The sequence below is a fragment of the Pseudomonas sp. A6 genome, from assembly GCF_052367875.1.
GTDB classification, from domain to species: domain Bacteria; phylum Pseudomonadota; class Gammaproteobacteria; order Pseudomonadales; family Pseudomonadaceae; genus Pseudomonas; species Pseudomonas citronellolis.
On the sequence record NZ_CP198970.1, the window covers coordinates 2,560,022 to 2,581,509 of the forward strand.

Below are 21,488 nucleotides of genomic sequence, written 5' to 3' on the forward strand. Positions count from 1 at the left end.
AGCCTTCAGCCTTCTCCGCTCAGCTCTCCGGCAGCGTATAGCGCTCGGCGAAATACTGCCGGAAGAACTCCACCGCCACCCGCACCCTGGCCGAACTGGCCAGGGGCGAGGCGTGTACCGCCCAGATGTCCGCCTGCTGCTGGTATTCCGGCAGCACCTGCACCAGGCGGCCGTCGGCCAGGCTGTCGTGCACGTCCCACCAGGAGCGCAGGAGGATGCCGCGGCCGTCCAGGCACCACTGGTGCACCACTTCGCCGTGGTTGGATGACAGCGGACCGGTGACCTTCACGTTCTCCTCGCCGCTGGGCCCCTCCAGGTGCCAGACGCCGAAGGGGTGATCGCGCTCCTTGATCACCAGGCAGTCGTGGCTGGTCAGCTCGGCCAGGCTGCGCGGCGTGCCGCGGCGCTCCAGGTAGGCCGGCGCCGCGCAGAGCACCCGGCGGTTCTTCGCCAGGGGCTTGGCGATGAGGTTGGCGGCGATCTCGTTGCCCACGCGGATGTCCAGGTCCACGCCCTCGGCCACCAGGTCCACCAGGCGGTCGTGGACGTCCAGGCGGATGTCCAACTGCGGGTAGCGCGCCGCCAGCTCCGACAGCGCCGGGGCGACGAAGCGCCGGCCCAGGCCCAGGCTGCTGGCGATGCGCAGCTGGCCGCTGGGTTCGCGGTGCAGCGCCGAGACCTCGTCGCCCATGCGCTGCACCGAATCGAGGATGCGCAGCGCCCAGTGGTACACCCGTTCGCCGTCCTCGCTCACCGACACCCGCCGGGTGGTGCGGTGCAGCAGGCGCACGCCGAGGTTCTGCTCCAGCAGGCGGATGCGCTTGCTGATGAAGGCGGTGGACATGCCCAGCTCGCTGGCGGCGGCGGCGAAGCTCGCGCGCCTGGCGACCTGGACGAAGACGGCGAGGTCTTCCAGGTTCGGCAGATTGTTCACGATTCGTGTCTTAAGAATCCATGGAAAGCAGGATTATGTTTTCGAATGGCGCTTATAGCATGGTCGGCACGACAAGCCCTACAGCCACAAGAGTGTGCCCAGCATGAGCAAGACCTATCGCATCGCCGCCATCGCCGGCGACGGCATCGGCAACGAAGTCCTCCCCGAAGGCCTGCGCGTCGTCCAGGCGGCGGCCGCCAAACACGGCCTGGCGCTGGAGTTCGAGCACTTCGAGTGGGCCAGCTGCGACTACTACCTGCAGCACGGCAAGATGATGCCCGACGACTGGTTCCAGCAGCTGCAGGGCTTCGACGCCCTGTACTTCGGCGCCGTCGGCTGGCCGGACAAGGTGCCCGACCACATCTCCCTGTGGGGCTCGCTGCTGAAGTTCCGCCGCGAGTTCGACCAGTACGTGAACATCCGCCCGGTGCGCCTGTTCCCCGGCGTGCCGTGCCCGCTGGCGAACAAGCAGCCCGGCGACATCGACTTCGTGGTGATCCGCGAGAACACCGAGGGCGAGTACTCCTCCCTGGGCGGGCGCATGTTCGAAGGCACCGAGAACGAGTTCGTGCTGCAGGAATCGGTGTTCACCCGCCGCGGCGTCGACCGCATCCTCAAGTACGCCTTCGACCTGGCCCAGAGCCGCGAGCGCAAGCGCCTGACCTCGGCCACCAAGTCCAACGGCATGGCCGTGAGCATGCCCTACTGGGACGAGCGCACCGAGGCCATGGCCGCGAACTACCCGCAGATCACCTGGGACAAGCAGCACATCGACATCCTCTGCGCGCGCTTCGTGCTGCAGCCCGAGCGCTTCGACGTGGTGGTGGCCTCCAACCTGTTCGGCGACATCCTCTCCGACCTCGGCCCGGCCTGTGCCGGCACCATCGGCATCGCGCCCTCGGCCAACCTCAACCCCGAGCGCAAGTTCCCCTCGCTGTTCGAGCCGGTGCACGGCTCGGCGCCGGACATCTACGGCAAGAACATCGCCAACCCCATCGCCATGATCTGGTCCGGCGCGCTGATGCTGGACTTCCTCGGCCAGGGTGACGCGCGCTACCGCGCCGCCCACGACGACATCCTCGCGGCCATCGAGCAGGTCATCGCCGAAGGCGAGGTGACCCGCGACATGGGCGGCCAGCGTTCCACCCAGGAAGTGGGCGAGGCCATCGCCGCGCGCGTCGCCGGCTGAGTTACCTGGCGGCCCGCTGCGCAACGGGAAGGCGCAGCGGGCCGCCAATCATCCGGAAAGCCCCATGAGACCTGCGCTTCAGGCTTGCAGGGAGAAAGCGTTGCGGGCACAATGTTAACCGTTGGATTTTGGTTAACTTAAGGTTTACAGAAGGAAAAGCAAGCACAGCCGAACGAAACAACCCTTCCCACCCACAGACGGGATTTGCCTACCCGCGGGCGGGGAGACTTCCATAGCTCCAGGAGTCGATTGATGTCGCACAAGAACAAAAAGATTGATGTGTTCCTGATTACCGTAAGCCTCGTCGCCGTGCTGCTCACCGTGGTCGGCCTGGCCGCGTTCCCGGAGCAGTCCGGGCAGTTGGCCAACACCCTGTTCGAACTTTCCACCCGCACCTTCGGCACCAGCGTGCAGCTGCTGGTGTTCTCCAGCTCCCTGGTGGTGCTGTACCTGGCCTTCAGCAAGTACGGCCACATCCGCCTGGGGAGCGGCAAGCCGGAATATTCCACCGCCACCTGGGTGTTCATGTTCATCTGCGCCGGCATGGGCTCCTCGACCCTGTACTGGGGTGTGATGGAGTGGGCCTACTACTACCAGACCCCCGGCCTGAACATGGTTCCCGAGTCGGCCCAGGCGCTGGAGTACAGCGTCAGCTACTCGTTCTTCCACTGGGGCATCAGCGCCTGGTCGATCTACGCCCTGGCCTCGCTGGCCATGGCCTATCACTTCCACGTGCGCAAGAAGAGCGGCCTGAACCTGGCCTCCATCGTCGAGGCCGTCACCGGCTTCAAGGCCACCGGCCCGGTGGGCCGCGCGGTGGACCTGATCTTCCTGCTGACCATGATGGGCGCGCTCACCGTGTCCCTGGCGCTGACCGCCTCGACGCTCACCCGCGGCCTCTCAGGCCTGGTTGGCACGCCGGACACCTTCATGGTGCAGCTGATGGTCATCGGCGTGATCGCCGTGCTCTTCTCGCTCAGCTCCTACATCGGTATCGACGGCGGCCTGCAGCACCTGAGCAAGATGGTCTGCTACGGCGCGCTGGTGTTCGCCGCGGTGGTGCTGCTGGTCGGCCCGACGCAGTTCACCATCAACAACACGGCCAACGCCGTCGGCCTGATGATCCAGAACTACGTGCACATGAGCCTGTTCACCGACCCGGCCGGGGACGGCGCCTTCACCCGCAACTGGACGGTGTTCTACTGGCTCTGGTGGGTGTCCTACGCGCCCGGCGTGGCCATGTTCGTGACCCGCGTGTCGCGCGGCCGGCAGATCAAGGAAGTGGTGTTCGCCCTGCTCATGGGCGGTAGCTTCGGCTGCTGGTTCTTCTTCGGCGCGCTGGAAAGCTACAGCATGCACCAGTTCATCACCGGCGCCATCGACGTGCCGAAGATCCTCAGCGAGCACGGCGGCGAGAGCGCGGTGGAAGCGCTGCTGGCGGCCCTGCCGGCGGGCAAGCTGTTCCTCGGCGTGTACCTGTTCATCATGGCGGTGTTCTGCGCCTCGCACATGGACGCCGCGGCCTACGCGGTGGCCGCCACCAGCACCCGCAACCTGCAGGAAGGCGACGACCCGACGCCGACCCACCGCCTGTTCTGGTGCGTGACCCTGACCCTGGTGCCGCTGGCCATGCTGTTCGCCAAGGCCTCGCTGTCGACCATGAAGACCGCCGTGGTGCTGACCGCCATTCCGTTCATGGCGATCCTGCTGGTGAAGATCTACGGCTTCCTCACGTGGATGGTGCAGGACTACGGCAAGATGCCGGCGCACCTGATCGAGGAAGAGGCCGCCCGCCTGGCCGGCGAGGAGCCTCACGCCGAGCCGCAGCCGGTGGCCGCCGCGGCGCCCGCGCAGTAAGCGATACGGCCCGCCTCCCGGGTGGAGGCGGGCACCTCGCGGCAAATTTTTTTGCTCGGCTTGTTAACCAACAGATATCCGTTAACCAATAAGTAAAAAGCACGGTGACGCCCGTGCCTGAAACCGGAGACCAACCGATGAATGACTTCCAGCGCCTGCCGGCCGATTTCTGCGCCAACCACGAAGAGGCCTTCACCATCCCCGCGCACTTCTACACCAGCAAGGCGGTGTACGAGCATGAGAAGGAAAACATCTTCGCCCGCAGCTGGATCTGCGTGGGACACCGCAGCGAAGTGGCGGAGAACAACGCCTACATCACCCGCGAAGTGATCGGCGAAAGCATCATCGTCGTGCGCGGCCGCGACGGCGTGCTACGCGCCTTCTACAACGTCTGCCCGCACCGCGGCCACCAGCTGCTGGAAGGCAGCGGCAAGGCCAAGAACGTCATCGCCTGCCCGTACCACGCCTGGACCTTCAAGCTCGACGGCGAGCTGACCCACGTGCGCAACTGCGACGCCGTGCAGGGCTTCGACAAGGGCGACTACGGCCTGGTGCCGTTGCGCGTGGAGGAATACGCCGGCTTCATCTTCATCAACATGGACAACGACGCCGGCAGCGTCGAAGACCAGCTGCCGGGCCTGCAGGACCGCATGCGCCAGGCCTGCGCGGTGATCGACGACCTGCAGCTGGCGGCGCGCTTCGTCACCAGCACCCCGGCCAACTGGAAGTCCATCGTCGACAACTACCTGGAGTGCTACCACTGCGGCCCGGCGCACCCCAGCTTCGCCGACTCGGTGGACGTCGGCCAGTACGGCCACACCCTGCACGGCAACTGGTCGCTGCAGTACGGCATCGCCAAGTCCTCGGAGCAGTCGTTCAAGGTCGATGAATCGGTCAAGGACCCGTCCTTCGCCGGCTTCTGGGCCTGGCCGTGCACCATGTTCAACGTGCCGCCGGGCGCCAACTTCATGACCGTGATCTATGAGTTCCCGGTGGACGCCGAGACCACCCTGCAGCACTACGACATCTACTTCCTCGACAAGGAGCTGACCGAGGAGCAGAAGGTGCTGGTGGAGTGGTACCGCGACGTGTTCCGCCCCGAGGACCTGCGCCTGGTGGAAAGCGTGCAGAAGGGCCTGAAGTCCCGCGGCTACCGCGGCCAGGGCCGGATCATGGTGGACAAGCAGCGCAGCGGCATCAGCGAGCACGGCATCGCCCACTTCCACAACCTGATCGCCGTCGCCCACCTGGACGACTGATGGCCAGCGCCGCCGGCCCGCGCGGCCGGCGGCGCTGCCTGGAGAGACTTGCGTGAAACTCAACGATTCGAAACTGTTCCGCCAGCAGGCCTACATCGCCGGCGCCTGGTGCGACGCCGACGACGGCTGCACGGTCGCGGTGACCGACCCGGCCAGCGGCGAGCTGCTCGGCCATGTGCCGCTGATGGGCGGCGCCGAGACCGTGCGCGCCATCGAGGCCGCCGACGCGGCCCTGGAAGGCTGGCGCGCGAAGACCGCCAAGGAGCGTGCCCAGGTGCTGCGCCGCTGGTTCGAGCTGCTGCTGGAACATGAAGACGACCTGGCCCGGCTGATGACCTTCGAGCAGGGCAAGCCGCTGCACGAGGCCCTGGGCGAGATCCGCTACGCCGCCTCCTTCGTCGAGTGGTTCGCCGAGGAAGGCAAGCGCATCTATGGCGACGTCATCCCCAGCCCGAGCAACGACAAGCGCCTGCTGGTGATCAAGCAGGGCATCGGCGTGTGCGCGGCCATCACCCCGTGGAACTTCCCGGCGGCGATGATCACCCGCAAGGTCGCCCCGGCCCTGGCCGCCGGCTGCAGCGTGGTGCTCAAGCCGGCCAACGAGACGCCGTTCAGCGCCCTGGCGCTGGCCGAACTGGCCGAGCGCGCCGGGCTGCCGGCGGGGCTGCTGAACATCGTCACCGGTGACGCCGTGGCCATAGGCGCGCAGCTCACCGGCCACCCGCTGGTGCGCAAGCTGACCTTCACCGGCTCCACCCCGGTGGGCCGCCTGCTGATGGGCCAGTGCGCCGAGACCATCAAGAAAGTCTCCCTGGAGCTGGGCGGCAACGCGCCCTTCATCGTCTTCGACGACGCCGACATAGACGCGGCGGTGGAAGGCGCGCTGATCGCCAAGTACCGCAACGCCGGGCAGACCTGCGTGTGCGTCAACCGTTTCTACGTGCACGACGCGGTGTACGAGCGCTTCGCCGCCCGCTTCGTCGAGCGCGTGCGCGAGCTCAAGGTCGGGCATGGCAGCGCCGAGGGCACCCAGGTCGGCCCGCTGATCAGCGACAAGGCGGTGGCCAAGGTGCGCAGCCTGATCGACGACGCCGTCGGCAAGGGCGCCGAACTGGTGCTGGGCGGCCGCAGCCATGAACTGGGCGGCGGCTTCTTCGAGCCCACGGTGCTGGCCGGCATCCGCCCGGGCATGGCGCTGCTGGAGGAGGAAATCTTCGGCCCGGTGGCGGCGCTGGTGCGCTTCTCCAGCGATGCCGAGGTGATCGAACTGGCCAACGCCACCCAGTACGGCCTGGCCGCCTACTTCTACAGCCGCGACGTCGGCCGTGTGTTCAAGGTCGCCGAGCGCCTCGAATACGGCATGGTCGGCATCAACACCGGGCTGATTTCCAACGAGGTGGCGCCGTTCGGCGGGGTGAAGCAGTCCGGCCTGGGCCGCGAGGGCTCCAAGTACGGCATCGAGGACTATCTGGAAATCAAGTACCTGTGCCTCGCCGTCTGAGCGGGGGAGAGGTCACGGCGAGCGGCAGGGCCTGCCGCTCGCCCATGCAGTCGAGGTGAATGATGGCCAACAAATACGAGATGTTCAGCGTCCGCGTCAGCGCGGTGGAACAGGCGACGCCGCTGATCAAGCGTTTCACCCTGGTGCGCGAGGACGGCCAGGCGCTGCCGGCGTTCAGCGGCGGCAGCCATGTGATCGTGCAGGACCCGGCGGGTAGTTTCAGCAACGCCTACTCGCTGATGAGCGACCCGCGCGACCTCAGCCACTACCAGATCGGCGTGCGCCTGGAAGAGCAGTCCAGGGGCGGCTCGGCCTTCATGCACCAGCAAGTGGAGGTCGGCACCCGGCTGACCATCTCCACGCCGAACAACCTGTTCGCCCTGGACCCGAGCGCCGGGCGCCACGTGCTGATCGCCGGCGGCATCGGCATCACCCCGTTCCTGGCCCAGCTGCACGACCTGGAAGGCGGTGACACGCCCTACGAACTGCACTACGCGTTCCGCAGCCCGGAGCACGGCGCGTTCCAGGCCGAGCTGGAGCAGGGCCCGCACGCCGGGCACGTGCGCTTCTACATCGACAGCCTGGGGCGCAAGCTCGACCTGGCGGCGCTGTTCGCCGGCCTGGCCGGGGATGCCCATGTGTACGTGTGCGGGCCCAAGCCGCTGATCGACGCGGTGATCGAAGGCGCCAAGGCAGCCGGCATCGCGGACGAGCGCGTGCACTGGGAACAGTTCGCCGCCGCCCCGGCCGAAGGCGCCGCCTTCACCGTGGTGCTGGCCCGTTCCGGCCGCGAACTGCGGGTGGAGGAGGGCATGACCATCCTCCAGGCCATCGAGAACGTGAAGGCGGCCAAGGTCGAATGCCTGTGCCGCGAGGGCGTCTGCGGCACCTGCGAGACGGCCATCCTCGAAGGCGAGGCGGAGCATTTCGACCAGTACCTGAGCGACGCGGAAAAGGCTTCGCAGCAGAGCCTGATGCTCTGCGTATCGCGCGCCCGGACGGCGCGGCTGGTGATCGATCTCTGACGCCGATGCGCTCGTGGGCGCGCGCGTTGCGCGCGAATCGCGGGCAGGGCCCGCTCCTACGGGTTGGCCCCGCCCCTGTCCTGACGACTGCGCCGAGGTGCTCTTCGTAGGAGCGAGCTTGCTCGCGAACCCAAACATCCGTCACTGGGTTATTCCCCTTCGGGCCAGCGCAAGCGCTGTTCGCGATGGAGCCGCGTCCCGCGTTCGCGGGAATGACGAGGATAGTAAGGAGTTTCAGGATGACTCCAAACTTCCCATCCGCTCAGGACAGCCCCCTCTCCCGCTTGCGGGAGAGGGTTGGGGAGAGGGGCTATTCGCGCCCGGCCAGCCTCAATGCTTGATCATCACGTGCCGCGCCACCGTGTAGTCCTCCAGGCCGTACAGCGACAGGTCCTTGCCGTAGCCGGACTGCTTGAAGCCGCCGTGGGGCATTTCGCTGCACAGCATGAAGTGGGTATTGACCCAGGTGCAGCCGTACTGCAGGCGCGCCGCCACCCGGCTGGCGCGGCCGACGTCGCGGGTCCACACCGAGCTGGCCAGGCCGTACTCGGAGTCGTTGGCCCAGCGGATGGCCTGCTCGGCGTCGCTGAACGGCGTGACCGAGACCACCGGGCCGAACACCTCGTTGCGCACGATCTCGTCGTCCTGCTGGGCGTTGGCCACCACCGTCGGCTGGTAGAAGAAGCCGTTGCCGGCCACCGCCGCGCCGCCGGTGGCGATGCGGATGTGCGGGCTGGCCTTGGCCCGTTCGACGAAGCCGGAGACGCGCTCGCGCTGGCTGGCGGTGATCAGCGGGCCCAGTTCGGTGGCCGGGTCGTCCTGCAGGCCGGTCTTCAGGCTGGACACGGCGCTGGCCAGGTCGGCGACGAAGTTGTCGTAGATCTTCTTGCCGGCGTAGATGCGGCAGGCCGCGGTGCAGTCCTGCCCGGCGTTGTAGAAGCCGAAGGTGCGGATGCCCTCGACCACGTCGGCCAGGTCGGCGTCGTCGAAGACGATCACCGGGGCCTTGCCGCCCAGTTCCATGTGCAGGCGCTTCACGCTGTCGGCGGCGCTGCGGATGATGTGCTTGCCGGTGCCCACCGAGCCGGTCAGCGAGACCATGCGCACCAGCGCATGGCTGACCAGCGGGCTGCCCACCGTGGGGCCGCGGCCGAACACCAGGTTGACCACCCCGGCGGGGAACAGCTCGGCGATGAACTCGGCCAGGCGCAGGGCGGTCAGCGGCGTCTGCTCCGAGGGCTTGAGCACCACGCAGTTGCCGGCGGCCAGGGCCGGGCCGAGCTTCCAGGCGGCCATCATCAGCGGGTAGTTCCAGGGCGCGATGGAGGCGATCACCCCCACCGGGTCGCGGCGGATCATCGAGGTGAAGCCGGGCAGGTACTCGCCGGCCGCCGAGCCGGGCAGGCAGCGGCAGGCGCCGGCGAAGAAGCGGAACACGTCGGCGATGGCCGGGATCTCGTCGTTCAGCGCGGCGGCGTAGGGCTTGCCGCAGTTCTGCGATTCCAGGCGCGCCAGCTCCGCGGCGTGTTCCTCGATCTTGTCGGCCAGGCGCAGCAGGAGCTGCGCGCGGTCCTTCGGGGTGGTCTGCGACCAGCCGTCGAAGGCGGCGTCGGCGGCGCGCACGGCGGCGTCCACCTGGGCCTCGCTGGCCTCGGCTATCTGGCCCAGCACCTCGCCGGTGGAGGGGTTGAGGATGTCCAGTTTCTCGCCTTCGCCGGCGACGAACTGGCCGTTGATCAGGAGTTTGCTTTGCATTGCGGGGCTCCTCTGCTTCGGTGGCTGGATGCCCGCCGCGGCGGGCCGCCGGTTCACTTGCCGCCGCCGGCCACGTCGCTGGTGCCGCGGGTCAGGTAGTAGGCGCCGAGGATCGGCAGCATGGTCGCCAGCATCACCAGCATGGCCACCACGTTGGTGATGGGCACGTCGCGCGGGCGCGTCAGCTGGTTCAGCAGCCACAGCGGCAGGGTGCGCTCGTGGCCGGCGGTGAAGGTGGTGACGATGATCTCGTCGAAGGACAGCGCGAAGGCCAGCATGCCGCCGGCCAGCAGGGCGGTGGCGATGTTCGGCAGGACGATGTAGCGGAAGGTCTGCCAGCCGTCGGCGCCCAGGTCCATGGAGGCCTCGATGAGGCTGAACGAGGTGCGGCGGAAGCGCGCGATCACGTTGTTGTAGACGATCACCACGCAGAAGGTGGCGTGGCCGATGACGATGGTCAGGAAGCCCGGCTCGATGCCGAGGGTCTTGAACGCCGAGAGCAGCGCGATACCGGTGATGATGCCAGGCAGGGCGATGGGCAGGATGAGCATCAGCGAGATGCCTTCCTTGCCGAAGAAGTCGCGGCGGTACAGCGCGCCGGCGGCCAGGGTGCCGAGGACCATGGCCACCAGGGTGGCGACGCAGGCGATCTTCACCGACAGCCAGATGGCGTCGAGCACGTCGCCGCGCTGGGCCACCTCGGCGAACCAGCGCAGGGTGAAGCCCTGCAGCGGGAAGCTGTAGGCCGACTCCTCGGTGTTGAAGGCGTAGAGCAGGATCACCAGGATCGGGAAGTGCAGGAACACCAGCCCGCCCCAGGCGGCCAGGCGCAAGGCCCAGGAAGCTCGCTCAGAGTGCATCGAAGGCCCCCAGCCGCTTGGCGATGGACAGGTAGACGGCGATCAGCACGATGGGCACCAGGGTGAAGGCCGCGGCCAGCGGCATGTTGCCGATGGAGCCCTGCTGCACGTAGACCATGGTGCCGATGAACAGCCCGCTGGGGCCCACCAGCTGCGGGATGATGAAGTCGCCCAGGGTCAGGCTGAAGGTGAAGATGGAGCCGGCCACCACGCCGGGGAAGGCCAGCGGCAGGATGACCTGGGCGAAGGTCTGCCGCGGCCGCGCGCCCAGGTCGGCGCTGGCCTGCAGCAGCGACGGCGGCAGGCGTTCCAGGGCGGCCTGGATCGGCAGGATCATGAACGGCAGCCAGATGTAGGTGAACACCCAGAAGCGCCCCAGGTGCGAGGTGGACAGGGTGTTGCCGCCCACCCCGGGCACGTCCAGCAGCAGGTCGAGCAGGCCCAGCAGGTGCAGCTTCTCGATGATCCAGTAGAGGATGCCGCCCTTGGCCAGGATCACCGTCCAGGCGTAGGCCTTGACGATGTAGCTGGCCCACATCGGCAGCATCACCGCGATATAGAAGAAGGCCTTTTCCTTGGGCCCGGCGAAGCGCGCCATGTAGTAGGCGATGGGGAAGGCCAGCACGGCGCTGGCCAGGGACACCGCCACGGCCATGCCCAGGGTGCGCAGGACGATGTCGTAGTTGGCCGGGTTGAACAGCGCCGCGTAGTTGGCCAGGGTCAGCTGCGGCGTCACCGCCATGGTGAAGTCGTCGAAGGTGTAGAAGCTCTGCCAGAGCAGGGCGAACAGCGAGCCGATGTAGATCACCCCGAACCACAGCAGCGGCGGGATCAGCAGCATCAGCAGGTAGAGGCTGCTGCGCCGGTAGAGGAAGCTGGAGACGGTGCGCATCATGGCAGCGGTTCCTCGCGCAGCGGCACCAGCGCGCTGCGCGCCCAGCAGGCGCTGACCGCCTCGCCGGGCTGCGGGCGCTGCTCCTCGCGCTCGCCGTTGGGCAGCGCGGCCACCAGCCGGCCGCCGGCGTCCAGGGCGATTTCGTAGCGGCTGGCGGCGCCCAGGTACTGCACGTCCACCAGGGTGCCGGCGACCTGCAGCTCACCCTCGCGCGGCTGGCCGAAGCGCACGTGCTCCGGGCGCAGCGACCAGGCCCCGGCCGCGCCGAGCAGGCGCTGGGCGAGGTCGCCGCGCAGCACGTTGGCGGTGCCGACGAACTCGGCGACGAAGGGCGTGGCCGGCTTCATGTAGAGGTTGCGCGGGGTGTCCACCTGTTCGATGCGGCCCTTGTTGAACACCGCCACGCGGTCGGACATGGACAGCGCCTCGCCCTGGTCGTGGGTGACGAAGATGAAGGTGATGCCCAGCTGGCGCTGCAGTTTCTTCAGTTCCACCTGCATCTGCTCGCGCAGCTTCAGGTCCAGCGCGCCGAGCGGTTCGTCCAGCAGCAGCACCCGCGGGCGGTTGACCAGGGCCCGGGCCAGGGCCACGCGCTGGCGCTGGCCGCCGGAGAGCTGCGCCGGCTTGCGGCTGCCGTAGGTGGCGAGGGCGACCATGTCCAGCGCCTCTTCGGCGCGCTTGAGGCGCTCGGCCTTGGCCACGCCCTTGACCTTGAGGCCGTAGGCGACGTTGTCCAGCACGTTCATGTGCGGGAACAGCGCGTAGTCCTGGAACACCGTGTTCACGTCGCGCTCGTAGGGCGGCAGCCCGGCGGCCTCCTGGCCGTGGATGCGGATGGAGCCGGCGGAGGGCTGCTCGAACCCGGCGATCAGCCGCAGGCAGGTGGTCTTGCCCGAGCCGGAGGGGCCGAGCATGGAGAAGAACTCGCCATCGCGGATTTCGATGGACACCCGGTCGACGGCTTTCACCTCGCCGTAGTGGCGGCTCACCTCGGTGAACTGGACGGCTGTGGTCATGGTGCTACCCGCGTGGCTGGTGTGCTTTAACAGGGTAGTGCATGGGGGAGGGGCCGACGTGGGGCGTACGACCGTTTGCGGTTGTATGCCGTTATACCCGAGGTCGAGCCCGAGTGGGCCGGCGATCGAGGTCAGGTTTCTGTGCGAGGCGAGAGCCCCTCTCCCTAACCCTCTCCCTGAAGGGAGAGGGGACCGTTCGGAGTGCGCGGATGCTCTTGAGTCAGCCGGACACACCGGTGGTTTCAGGTTGAAGCCAGGCCTTCTCTCGGCACGGACAAGCCCCCTCTCCCTTCAGGGAGAGGGCTGGGGAGAGGGCGCTCTTGGTCCTGGCGCCGACGCCACCGGCAAACCCCGTTCGCGAGCAAGCTCGCTCCTACGAAAAGCCGGAGCGCTACCGCCCGCCCATGATCGCGATGTAATCCTGCGTCCAGCGGCTATACGGCACGTACTTCCCGCCCTCCGCCTGCGGCGTCTTCCAGAAGGCGATGCGGTCGAACTGGTCGTAGCCGTTGGTGGCGCAGCCCTGGGCGCCGAGCAGCTGGCTGCCCTTGCAGCCGGCCGGCACCGCCGGCACCGAGCCGAACCAGGCGGCGACGTCGCCCTGCACCTTGGGCTCCAGCGACCAGTTCAGCCACTTGTAGGCGCAGTTCGGGTGCTTGGCGTCGACGTGCAGCATGGTGGTGTCGGCCCAGCCGGTGACGCCCTCGGCGGGGATGGTCGAGGCGATCGGCTGCTTCTCGCCCTGCAGGGCGTTGACCTGGTAGGGCCAGGAGCCGGAGGCGGCCACGCCCTCGTTCTTGAAGTCGCTCATCTGCACGGTCGCGTCGTGCCAGTAGCGGTGGATCAGCGCGTGCTGGGCGCGCAGCAGCTTGAGCACCGCGGCGTACTGTTCCTCGGTCAGCTGGTACGGGTCCTGGATGCCCAGGGACGGTTCGGTGGCCCTGAGGTAGATCGCGGCGTCGGCGATGTAGATGGGCCCGTCGTAGGCCTGCACGCGGCCCTTGTTGCTCTTGCCGTCGGGCAGTTGCTGTTCCTTGAACACCACGCTCCAGCTGTCCGGCGCCTTGGGGAACACCTTGGTGTTGTACATCAGCACGTTCGGGCCCCACTGGTAGGGTGTGCCGTAGTGTTTGCCGTCCACGGTGTGCCAGGGCGCGTCCTGCAGGCGCGGGTCGACGTTCTTCCAGTTGGGGATCAGGCTGACGTCGATCGGCTGCACGCGCTTGCCGTACACCAGGCGCAGCGAGGCATCGCCCGAGGCGGTGACCAGGTCGTAGCCGCCCTTGGCCATCAGGCTGACCATCTCGTCGGAGGTGGCGGCGGTCTTCACGTTGACCTTGCAGCCGGTCTCCTTCTCGAAGGGCGTCACCCAGTCGTAGTTCTTGTCGCTCTCGCCGCGCTCGATGTAGCCGGGCCAGGCGATGATGTCGAGGGCGCCCTCGGGCGCGCCGCTCTGGGCGGCCTGCAGGGCGGCGCTGGCCAGGGCGCAGGCGCCGGCGAAGGCCAGGGGGGCGAGTTTCGGGGAAGGCATGGTCGGACTCCTGTTGGGGGTTCGGAGCCTCTGCGGTCGTACCGCACCGCGGGCGGGGCACCTGGGCGGACAGCATGTGTCATGGCGAAACGACATCTCTGGCAGCCTAGCCGCGCCCGGCGGGGGCTACAAGCGCAGGCTCGCCATCCACGCATAAGCATAGGCGCAAGCGCGCCGGGCCGGTTGCCGCCGCTGGCCTAGACTGAAGCGGTTGGCGCCAAAAGGGGCGGCGCCGGCCCGTTGCCCGCGCCGGTTGCACCAAAGTGGCGCACCCAGGCTGGGCTTGTTTTGCAAGCCATTGAAACCCAAGGCTTTGTTTCGATGGCACGGGGCTTGCGATGGCAAGGCTACTGGTGGCGACAAGGAGTTCGGCATGTCCCGCACTTTCTACGACGAGATGTATGACGCGAATGGCCAGTGCCGGGCGCACTACCGCGAATTCGCCCGCTGGCTGGCGGCGGCGCCGCCGGAGATGCTGGAGCAGCGCCGGCGCGAGGCCGACCTGCTGTTCCACCGCGCCGGCATCACCTTCACCCTCTATGGCGACGAGCAGGGCACCGAGCGCCTGATCCCGTTCGACACCATCCCGCGCAGCATTCCCATGAGCGAATGGCGCGTGGTGGAGCGCGGCTGCATCCAGCGGGTGCGCGCGCTGAACATGTTCCTCGCCGACCTCTACCACGGGCAGCGCATCATCAAGGCCGGGGTGGTGCCGGCGGAACAGGTGCTGACCAACGAGGGCTACCAGATCGCCATGCAGGGCCTGGACCTGCACCGCGACCTCTACGCCCACATCGCCGGCGTCGACCTGGTGCGCGACGCCGACGGCAGCTACTACGTGCTGGAGGACAACCTGCGCACCCCCAGCGGCGTGAGCTACATGCTCGAAGACCGCAAGATGATGATGCGGCTGTTCCCCGAGCTGTTCGCCGCGCAGCGCATCGCGCCCATCGACCACTACCCGAACCTGCTGCTGGAGACTCTGCGCAGCTCCAGCCCGCTGGACAACCCCAGCGTGGTGGTGCTGACCCCCGGGCGCTTCAACAGCGCCTACTTCGAGCACGCCTTCCTGGCCCGCGAGATGGGTGTGGAGCTGGTGGAAGGCGCCGACCTGTTCGTCCGCGACGAGCGCGTGTACATGCGCACCACCGCCGGCCCGCGCCCGGTGGACGTGATCTACCGGCGCCTGGACGACGCCTTCCTCGACCCGCTGGCCTTCAACCCCGAGTCGATGCTCGGCGTGCCCGGCCTGCTGGCGGCCTACCGCGCCGGCAACGTGGTGCTGGCCAACGCCATCGGCACCGGGGTGGCCGACGACAAGTCGATCTACCCGTACGTCGGCGACATGGTGCGTTTCTACCTGTCCGAGGAACCAATACTGAAGAACGTGCCCACCTGGCAGTGTCGCAAGCCGGCCGACCTGTCCCACGTGCTGGCGCACCTGCCGGAGCTGGTGGTCAAGGAAACCCAGGGCTCCGGCGGCTACGGCATGCTCGTCGGCCCGGCTGCAAGCAGCCAGGAGATCGAGGCCTTCCGCGAGCGCATCAAGGCCCGCCCGCACGCCTACATCGCCCAGCCGACGCTGTGCCTGTCGACCTGCCCGACCTACGTCGACAGCGGCATCGCGCCGCGGCACATCGACCTGCGGCCGTTCGTGCTGTCCGGCCGCGAGACGCGCCTGGTGCCCGGCGGGCTGACCCGCGTGGCGCTGCGCGAGGGCTCGCTGGTCGTCAATTCGTCACAGGGTGGCGGTACCAAGGACACCTGGGTGGTGGAGGACTGAGATGCTGAGCCGTACCGCAGCCGACCTGTACTGGATGTCCCGCTACCTGGAGCGCGCGGAGAACCTCGCGCGCATGCTCGACGTGAGCTATTCGCTGTCGCTGATGCCGCCGGACGATCGCGGCGGCGGCGCCGACGAACTGGCCATGCCGCTGTTGATCACCGGCACCATGGACGACTACCTGGAGCGCCACGGGCAGATGCAGCCCGAGCGCATGCTGCACTTCTTCGCCCTCGACGCCGACAACCCGGCGAGCATCTACCGCTGCCTGCAGGCCGCCCGCGGCAACGCCCACGCGGTGCGCGGGCGGATCACCGCGGACATCTGGGAGAACATCAACGCCACCTGGCTGGAGATGCGCAGCATCGCCCAGCAGGGCCTGGGCCGCTACGGCATCAGCCGCTTCTGCGAATGGGTCAAGGAGCGCTCGTACCTGTTCCGCGGCGCCACCTACGGCACCATCATGCGCGGCGAGGCCTCCAGCTTCATCCGCCTGGGCACCTTCATCGAACGCGCCGACAACACCCTGCGCCTGCTCGACGCCCGCTACGAACTGCTCGGCGAGGAGGCCGAGGAGGTCAGCGACACCTCGGCGCGCGGCTACTACCAGTGGAGCGCGCTGCTGCGCGCGCTGTCCTCCTTCGAAGCCTACAACGAGATCTACCGTGGCTCGCCCGATGCCCGCCACGTGTCCGAACTGCTGCTTCTGCGTGCCGAGGTGCCCCGTTCCCTGCAAGCCTGCGTGGAGGAACTGGACGGTATCCTATCCACCTTGCCCGGCGACAACGGCCGCCCGGCGCAGCGCCTGGCCGCCGAACTGGCCGCGCGCCTGCGCTACACGGCGATCGACGAAATCCTCGGTGACGGCCTGCACGCCTGGCTCACCGACTTCATCCTGCTGATCCGCCAGCTGGCCCGGGCAATCCACAGTTCCTATCTGGAGGCCGTATGAAACTCGCCATCAGCCACGACACCACCTACCGCTACGACGACCCGGTGCGCGCCAGCATCCAGTACCTGCGCCTGACGCCCCAGGAAAGCGAGCGCCAGCACGTGCTCAGCTGGGAGCTCACGCTGCCGCGCCCGGCCCGCGCCCAGCGCGACCCCTACGGCAACGTGCTGCACGTGCTGAGCATCGACGAACCCCACGAGGCCGTGGTGATCCGCGCCCGCGGCCTGGTGGAGATCGACGAGAGCCGCGAGGCCGAGCACGACGACCAGTCGCCGCTGCCGTTCCTGCGCTTCACCCGCCTGACCACCCCGGACGACGCCCTGCGCACCTTCGCCCTGGCGCAGTGCGGCGAGGCCCGCGACCGCAACGCGCTGATCAAGCTGATGCATGCCCTGCACGCGCAGATGCCGTTCCAGCCGGGCGCCACCGGGGTGGAGAGCACCGCGGCCGAAGCCTTCGCCGGCGGCGCCGGGGTGTGCCAGGACCACACCCACGCCTTCCTCGCCTGCGCGCGCAGCCTGGGCATTCCGGCGCGCTTCGTCTCCGGCTACCTGTACCGCGGCAGCGACCGGGACCTGGCCAGCCACGCCTGGGCCGAGGCCTGGCTGGACGACGCCTGGTACAGCTTCGACGTGACCAACGAACTGGCGCGCCCGGAGCGCCACCTGAAGCTGGCGGTGGGCCTGGACTACCTGGACGCCTGCCCGGTGCGCGGCATGCGCCGCGGCAGCGGCCTGGGCGAGCAGATGCACGCGCGGGTGGTGGTGGCGCCGCTGCTGCGCAGCCAGCAGTGAGGCCGGTGGAGGAGGGCGCGCCTGGCGCGCCCGCTGCCACGGGACGGAAACCCGTGGTGGTCTAGTATTGCCGGGCAACCCCTGAAGAAGGCCATCCCATGACCTATTGCGTAGCCATGTGCCTGGACGAGGGCCTGGTGTTCGCCTCGGACTCGCGGACCAACGCCGGCATCGACCACATCGCCACCTTCCGCAAGCTGTTCACCTTCGGCGTGCCCGGCGAGCGCCTGATCGTGCTGCAGAGCGCCGGCAACCTGGCCACCTCGCAGTCGGTGGTGAACCTGCTGAAGCAGCGCCTGGACGACGCCGGCCAGGTGAACCTGCACAGCGTGCCGACCCTCTACGAAGCCACCGCGCTGGTGGCCGCCACCGTGCGCGAAGTGGTGGCCCGCGACGCCGCGCCCCTGGCCGGCAACACCGACCTGACCTGCTCCTTCCTGGTCGGCGGGCAGATCGCCGGCGGCCCGCCGGAGCTGTACAGCATCTACCCCCAGGGCAACTTCATCCAGGCCACCGAGGACACGCCCTTCCTGCAGCTGGGCGAGAGCAAGTACGGCAAGCCGATCCTCGACCGCAACCTGGAATTCACCACCAGCCTGGCCGAGGGCCTGCGTTGCGCGCTGGTGTCCTTCGATTCGACGATCCGAAGCAACCTCTCGGTGGGCATGCCGCTGGACCTGCTGGTGTACCACCGCGACAGCCTGATCGTCCCGGCGGGCTACCGGGTGACGGAGGAGGATGCGTACTACGCGAGCATCCGCAAGCAGTGGTCGGCGGGGTTGCATGAGCTGCTGGCGGAGCTGCCGGCGCCGCCGGTGGAGTACAACATTTAGCGGGGGAATGGGGGTTGTCGCGGAGCTGGGTTCAAGAGCGCCCTCTCCCCAGCCCTCTCCCGCAAGCGGGAGAGGGGGCTGTCCTGAGCGGGGTTGGAGTCAGGCACCATGTGGTGGTCAAATAATTTCGGACACTTCGATAGGTTGTCTGGGTGGCCTGCGCTCGTAGCGGGTGGGAGGCAGATAGCCCAGGCTGGAGTGCAGGCGCACGTTGTTGTAGAAGCCGACGATGTAGTCGGCAATGTCGGTCATAGCCTCAGCATGGTTGGCGTAGTCACGTTGCCAGACCCGCTCCATTTTCAGGTTCAGGAAGAAGCGTTCCATGACCGCGTTGTCCCAGCAATTTCCCTTGCGGCTCATGCTCAAGACCAGGCCATGCCGCTTGAGCAGCGCGCGATAAACCTCGCTGGCGTACTGGCTACCACGATCCGAGTGCACGACCAGGCCTGGCGCTGGCTGCCGCTGAGCAATCGCCATCTGTAGCGCCGAACAGACCAGTTCCGCCGACATGTTCGGCGCCATCGCCCAGCCGACGATCTTGCGCGAATACAGGTCCATCACTGCAGCCAGGTACAGCCAGCCACGGCGGGTACGGATGTAGGTGATATCCGCCACCCAGGCCTGGTTTGCCGCCGGAGGATCGAACCGGCGGGCCAGGATATTGGAGGCTATCGGCAGGTCATGCTTGCTGTTGGTCGTGTGCACGAACTTGCGCTTCCAGACTGGCCGAAGCCGGTGCTCGCGCATCAGCCGGCGGACTCGGTAGCGCCCTACATGCACGCCCTCGCCATTGAGCGCGGCTTGCAGGCGACGACTCCCATAGGTACGCCCGCAGCTCATGAACAGGGCCTTCAAGGAAGCGGCTACCGGGCAGTGCAAGGCTGGGCGCAAGGGGCGGCGCTGTGCGGCGTAGTAGCCCGACCGACTGACACCCAGCAGCCGACACAGCCGTGCAACTCCGGCCTTCTGCTGCTGCGCGATCAACCGGTGAATCACTTCAGTTCGCGGGCGAAGAAGGCCGAGGCCTTTTTTAGCAGGTCGTTGTCCTGCTTCAACTGGCGATTCTCGGCCTCCAACTGACGAATCCGCTGCTGCTCGGGTGTCAACGGCTTACCCACTCCCGCCTGCCCCGACAGCTCGGCTTCGTATTGCTGAACCCAGCGGCGAACTGCCGTCTCTCCCAGGTCCATGTCTCGACAGACCTGCGTAATGCTCAGGCCCTGGTCTTTGATCATCTGGACGACTTGCAGCTTGAAGCTGGCATCGAATGCTCTGCGTTTACGGCTCATGAATGACTCCTCTATTCAGTGGATTTTCCACCTATCGAGGTGTCCTAGGAAATTGAACCACCACACCATCCTCCACCCTCGTCATTCCCGCGAACGCGGGAACCCAGTGACGGGTGGTTGGGTTCGCGAGCAAGCTCGCTCCTACGAAGAGCAAAGCAGCTCTGCTCTGGCTTTTGGACTTCCAGAGAAACATCCGCGCACTCCGGAACGCCCCTTCAGAAGGCCGAGCGAAACCGGCGCTCAGGAGGTCATGCGACATGGATGTCGCGAGAGCCCCGCGGGCTACAGGGACGTACCCTCGGGGCGGGCCTCCGTGGCGGGGGAGTTCGTGAGGGTAGCCCGGCTTTATCGGGCCCGTATGTTGGGGCAAGCCTTTTTGGTTCCTTTTGTGGCGTTTGACAAAAGGGACTCGCCCGAGGGGGCGAAACAAGACGGTCGGGCAGACTCGGAGCGGCGCAGAAACACCCAAGCTAAGGCAGCTGGGTTCCCGCGTTCGCGGGAATGACGGGGGTGGGTGAGGAGTATCAGGATGACTCAGGACTCCCCACCGACTCCGAACGGCCCCCTCTCCCTTCAGGGAGAGGGCTGGGGAGAGGGCGCTCTTACCCCCAACACCACAGCCCCCAGCTAACTCCATCCGCAAGCAAGCTCGCCCCCACAACACCCCTCACCGCTCCCGCAACGCCTCCCAACGCGCCTTCAGCACCGGCTTGAGCAAATAATCCAACACACTCTTCTCACCCGTAATGATATCCACCGTCGCCACCATCCCCGGGATGATCAGCAGCGGCTTGTTGTCCGGCCCCAGATGATTCTTGTCGGTACGCACCTGGATCAGATAGAACGCGTTGCCCTTGTCGTCGGTGATGGTGTCGGCGCTGATCATCTCCAGCTTGGCCTTCAGGCCGCCGTAGATGGTGTAGTCGTAGGCGCTGAACTTCACCGTGGCCGGCTGGCCGGGGTGGAGGAAGGCGACGTCCTGCGGGCGGATCTTCGCTTCCACCAGCAGGTTGTCCTCCAGCGGGACGATTTCCACCATGTCGCTGCCCGGCTGCACCACGCCGCCGATGGTGTTGACCTTCAGCTGCTTGACGATGCCGCGCACCGGCGACACCACGGTGGTGCGGCTGACCTTGTCGTCGATGGCGCGACTGGTGGCGGTGAGTTTGTTCAGCTCGGTGCGGGCCTCGTTGAGGTCCTTCAGGGCGTCGGTGCGGAAGGCCTGGCGCGATTCGTCGATCTTCCGCGCGATCTCCTGCATCGCCGCTTCGGCGCGGGGGATGGCCAGGGTGGTGGCGCTCAGCTCGCCGTTGATCTCCACCACGCTGCGGCGCAGGCGCAGCAGTTCCACCGGGGAGATGGCGCCGCTCTTGACCAGCGGCGTGGACATGTTCAGCTCCTGCTGCACCAGGCCGAGGCTGGAACGGTACTGCTGGGCCTTGGCGCGGAATTCCTGCAGTTCCTGGTTCTTCTGCCGCAGCTGTTCCTGGAGGATGCTCACCTCGCTGGCCTGGCGCGCCTGGCGGCTGTGGTAGAGCTGCAGCTGGTCGTCGACCACCTGCGGCGCGGTCTGCTTCAGGGCGTCGGAGAAGTCCGGCTCGCGGCCCTCGGCCTCGGCGCTCAGGCGTTCCACCCGGGCCTCCAGGGCGTTGCGGTCGGCCTCGGTCTCGCCCTTGTTGGAGGCGAAGCGGGTGTCGTCCAGGCGCAGCAGGGTCTGGCCCTTGTCCACCACCTGGCCTTCGTGGACGAAGATTTCCGAGACGATGCCGCCCTCCAGGTTCTGGATGGTCTGCACCTTGCTGGAGGGGATGGCCTTGCCTTCGCCCTTGGTGACTTCCTCCAGGTGCGCGTAGTGCGCCCAGGCCAGCGCGCAGACCAGCAGCGCGAGCACCGCCCAGAGGGTGATGCGCGCGGCCAGCGGCGAGTCCTCCAGCACCGTGCCCTGGACCTCGGGCATGAACTCGGTGTCGCTGCGGCCGCCGAGGTAGCCCGGCGTCGGTTGCATGCTGCTCATG

17 protein-coding genes are annotated in these 21,488 nt (G+C 67.5%); 9 read left to right on the plus strand and 8 right to left on the minus strand.

Going from position 1 to position 21,488, the window contains the following annotated elements:
- Positions 1-19: 19 nt before the first annotated feature.
- Positions 20-934: a LysR substrate-binding domain-containing protein gene (locus tag ACTWJ5_RS11565; RefSeq protein WP_444438604.1), complete on the minus strand. Its 915-nt coding sequence runs from the start codon at positions 932-934 to the stop codon at positions 20-22.
- 103 nt (positions 935-1,037) lie between these two features.
- Between ACTWJ5_RS11565 and ACTWJ5_RS11570 the strand changes: the two genes are divergently transcribed.
- The 5 genes from ACTWJ5_RS11570 (at position 1,038) to ACTWJ5_RS11590 (ending at position 7,765) form a co-directional block, all read left to right on the plus strand.
- A complete protein-coding gene (locus ACTWJ5_RS11570) occupies positions 1,038-2,123 on the plus strand; it encodes a tartrate dehydrogenase (protein ID WP_058490192.1) in 1,086 nt (361 codons plus the stop codon).
- Positions 2,124-2,375: 252 nt separating this feature from the next.
- The gene (locus ACTWJ5_RS11575; RefSeq protein ID WP_444438606.1) at positions 2,376-3,980 is read left to right on the plus strand and encodes a BCCT family transporter; all 1,605 of its coding nucleotides are present in this window, start codon (positions 2,376-2,378) and stop codon (positions 3,978-3,980) included.
- Positions 3,981-4,117: 137 nt separating this feature from the next.
- Positions 4,118-5,239, plus strand: coding sequence for an aromatic ring-hydroxylating oxygenase subunit alpha (locus ACTWJ5_RS11580; protein ID WP_444438608.1), 1,122 nt, complete (start codon positions 4,118-4,120; stop codon positions 5,237-5,239).
- A 52-nt stretch (positions 5,240-5,291) separates the two neighbouring features.
- Positions 5,292-6,740, plus strand: coding sequence for an NAD-dependent succinate-semialdehyde dehydrogenase (locus ACTWJ5_RS11585; protein WP_444438610.1), 1,449 nt, complete (start codon positions 5,292-5,294; stop codon positions 6,738-6,740).
- A 62-nt stretch (positions 6,741-6,802) separates the two neighbouring features.
- Positions 6,803-7,765 (plus strand): PDR/VanB family oxidoreductase, encoded by a 963-nt coding sequence (locus ACTWJ5_RS11590; RefSeq protein ID WP_444438612.1) that lies wholly within the window; start codon positions 6,803-6,805, stop codon positions 7,763-7,765.
- Positions 7,766-8,095: 330 nt separating this feature from the next.
- On the opposite strand, the gene ACTWJ5_RS11595 is transcribed toward ACTWJ5_RS11590, so the two are convergent.
- From ACTWJ5_RS11595 to ydcS, 5 genes are all read right to left on the minus strand, one after another.
- Entirely contained in the window at positions 8,096-9,520 is a 1,425-nt protein-coding gene (locus tag ACTWJ5_RS11595) for a gamma-aminobutyraldehyde dehydrogenase (RefSeq protein WP_444438614.1), read from the minus strand.
- Between the two features lie 53 nt (positions 9,521-9,573).
- The gene (locus ACTWJ5_RS11600; RefSeq protein WP_009618775.1) at positions 9,574-10,380 is read right to left on the minus strand and encodes an ABC transporter permease; all 807 of its coding nucleotides are present in this window, start codon (positions 10,378-10,380) and stop codon (positions 9,574-9,576) included.
- Complete coding sequence (locus tag ACTWJ5_RS11605) at positions 10,370-11,275, minus strand: ABC transporter permease (RefSeq protein ID WP_116424043.1); 906 nt, start codon at positions 11,273-11,275, stop codon at positions 10,370-10,372. The genes ACTWJ5_RS11600 and ACTWJ5_RS11605 overlap by 11 nt, the downstream gene beginning before the upstream one ends.
- Positions 11,272-12,291, minus strand: a complete 1,020-nt coding sequence (locus tag ACTWJ5_RS11610) for an ABC transporter ATP-binding protein (RefSeq protein ID WP_043318213.1) — start codon at positions 12,289-12,291, stop codon at positions 11,272-11,274. The genes ACTWJ5_RS11605 and ACTWJ5_RS11610 overlap by 4 nt, the downstream gene beginning before the upstream one ends.
- 391 nt (positions 12,292-12,682) lie before the next feature.
- Complete coding sequence (gene ydcS / locus ACTWJ5_RS11615; RefSeq protein WP_253390167.1) at positions 12,683-13,822, minus strand: putative ABC transporter substrate-binding protein YdcS; 1,140 nt, start codon at positions 13,820-13,822, stop codon at positions 12,683-12,685.
- Positions 13,823-14,195: 373 nt separating this feature from the next.
- On the opposite strand from ydcS, the gene ACTWJ5_RS11620 reads away from it, so the two are divergent.
- The 4 genes from ACTWJ5_RS11620 to ACTWJ5_RS11635 all read left to right on the plus strand — a co-directional run bounded on the left by ACTWJ5_RS11620 (position 14,196) and on the right by ACTWJ5_RS11635 (position 18,184).
- Positions 14,196-15,605: a circularly permuted type 2 ATP-grasp protein gene (locus tag ACTWJ5_RS11620; protein WP_074980703.1), complete on the plus strand. Its 1,410-nt coding sequence runs from the start codon at positions 14,196-14,198 to the stop codon at positions 15,603-15,605.
- Between the two features lies 1 nt (position 15,606).
- Positions 15,607-16,557, plus strand: a complete 951-nt coding sequence (locus tag ACTWJ5_RS11625) for an alpha-E domain-containing protein (protein WP_074980702.1) — start codon at positions 15,607-15,609, stop codon at positions 16,555-16,557.
- Positions 16,554-17,351 carry a transglutaminase family protein gene (locus ACTWJ5_RS11630; protein ID WP_253390168.1) on the plus strand — a complete coding sequence of 266 codons (798 nt, stop codon included), beginning with the start codon at positions 16,554-16,556 and terminating at the stop codon, positions 17,349-17,351. Before ACTWJ5_RS11625 ends, ACTWJ5_RS11630 begins: the two co-directional genes overlap by 4 nt.
- 98 nt (positions 17,352-17,449) lie before the next feature.
- Positions 17,450-18,184: a proteasome-type protease gene (locus ACTWJ5_RS11635; RefSeq protein ID WP_069864240.1), complete on the plus strand. Its 735-nt coding sequence runs from the start codon at positions 17,450-17,452 to the stop codon at positions 18,182-18,184.
- Between the two features lie 117 nt (positions 18,185-18,301).
- On the opposite strand, the gene ACTWJ5_RS11640 is transcribed toward ACTWJ5_RS11635, so the two are convergent.
- A protein-coding gene (locus tag ACTWJ5_RS11640; protein WP_444436531.1) for an IS3 family transposase occupies positions 18,302-19,473 on the minus strand; the annotation gives its coding sequence in 2 pieces (ribosomal slippage) (positions 18,302-19,206 and positions 19,206-19,473; 1,173 coding nt in all).
- A 667-nt stretch (positions 19,474-20,140) separates the two neighbouring features.
- On the minus strand, positions 20,141-21,487 hold the full coding sequence (locus ACTWJ5_RS11645; RefSeq protein ID WP_074980701.1) for an HlyD family type I secretion periplasmic adaptor subunit: 1,347 nt from the start codon (positions 21,485-21,487) through the stop codon (positions 20,141-20,143).
- Position 21,488 lies beyond the last annotated feature (1 nt).

Coding starts and splice junctions, on each gene's coding strand:
- ACTWJ5_RS11570 (WP_058490192.1), top strand. CDS start 1,038: ATGAGCAAGACCTATCGCATCGCCGCCATCGCCGGCGACGGCATCGGC.
- ACTWJ5_RS11575 (WP_444438606.1), top strand. CDS start 2,376: ATGTCGCACAAGAACAAAAAGATTGATGTGTTCCTGATTACCGTAAGC.
- ACTWJ5_RS11580 (WP_444438608.1), top strand. CDS start 4,118: ATGAATGACTTCCAGCGCCTGCCGGCCGATTTCTGCGCCAACCACGAA.
- ACTWJ5_RS11590 (WP_444438612.1), top strand. CDS start 6,803: ATGGCCAACAAATACGAGATGTTCAGCGTCCGCGTCAGCGCGGTGGAA.
- ACTWJ5_RS11595 (WP_444438614.1), bottom strand. CDS start 9,520: ATGCAAAGCAAACTCCTGATCAACGGCCAGTTCGTCGCCGGCGAAGGC.
- ACTWJ5_RS11600 (WP_009618775.1), bottom strand. CDS start 10,380: ATGCACTCTGAGCGAGCTTCCTGGGCCTTGCGCCTGGCCGCCTGGGGC.
- ACTWJ5_RS11605 (WP_116424043.1), bottom strand. CDS start 11,275: ATGATGCGCACCGTCTCCAGCTTCCTCTACCGGCGCAGCAGCCTCTAC.
- ACTWJ5_RS11610 (WP_043318213.1), bottom strand. CDS start 12,291: ATGACCACAGCCGTCCAGTTCACCGAGGTGAGCCGCCACTACGGCGAG.
- ydcS (WP_253390167.1), bottom strand. CDS start 13,822: ATGCCTTCCCCGAAACTCGCCCCCCTGGCCTTCGCCGGCGCCTGCGCC.
- ACTWJ5_RS11620 (WP_074980703.1), top strand. CDS start 14,196: ATGTCCCGCACTTTCTACGACGAGATGTATGACGCGAATGGCCAGTGC.
- ACTWJ5_RS11625 (WP_074980702.1), top strand. CDS start 15,607: ATGCTGAGCCGTACCGCAGCCGACCTGTACTGGATGTCCCGCTACCTG.
- ACTWJ5_RS11630 (WP_253390168.1), top strand. CDS start 16,554: ATGAAACTCGCCATCAGCCACGACACCACCTACCGCTACGACGACCCG.
- ACTWJ5_RS11635 (WP_069864240.1), top strand. CDS start 17,450: ATGACCTATTGCGTAGCCATGTGCCTGGACGAGGGCCTGGTGTTCGCC.
- ACTWJ5_RS11645 (WP_074980701.1), bottom strand. CDS start 21,487: ATGAGCAGCATGCAACCGACGCCGGGCTACCTCGGCGGCCGCAGCGAC.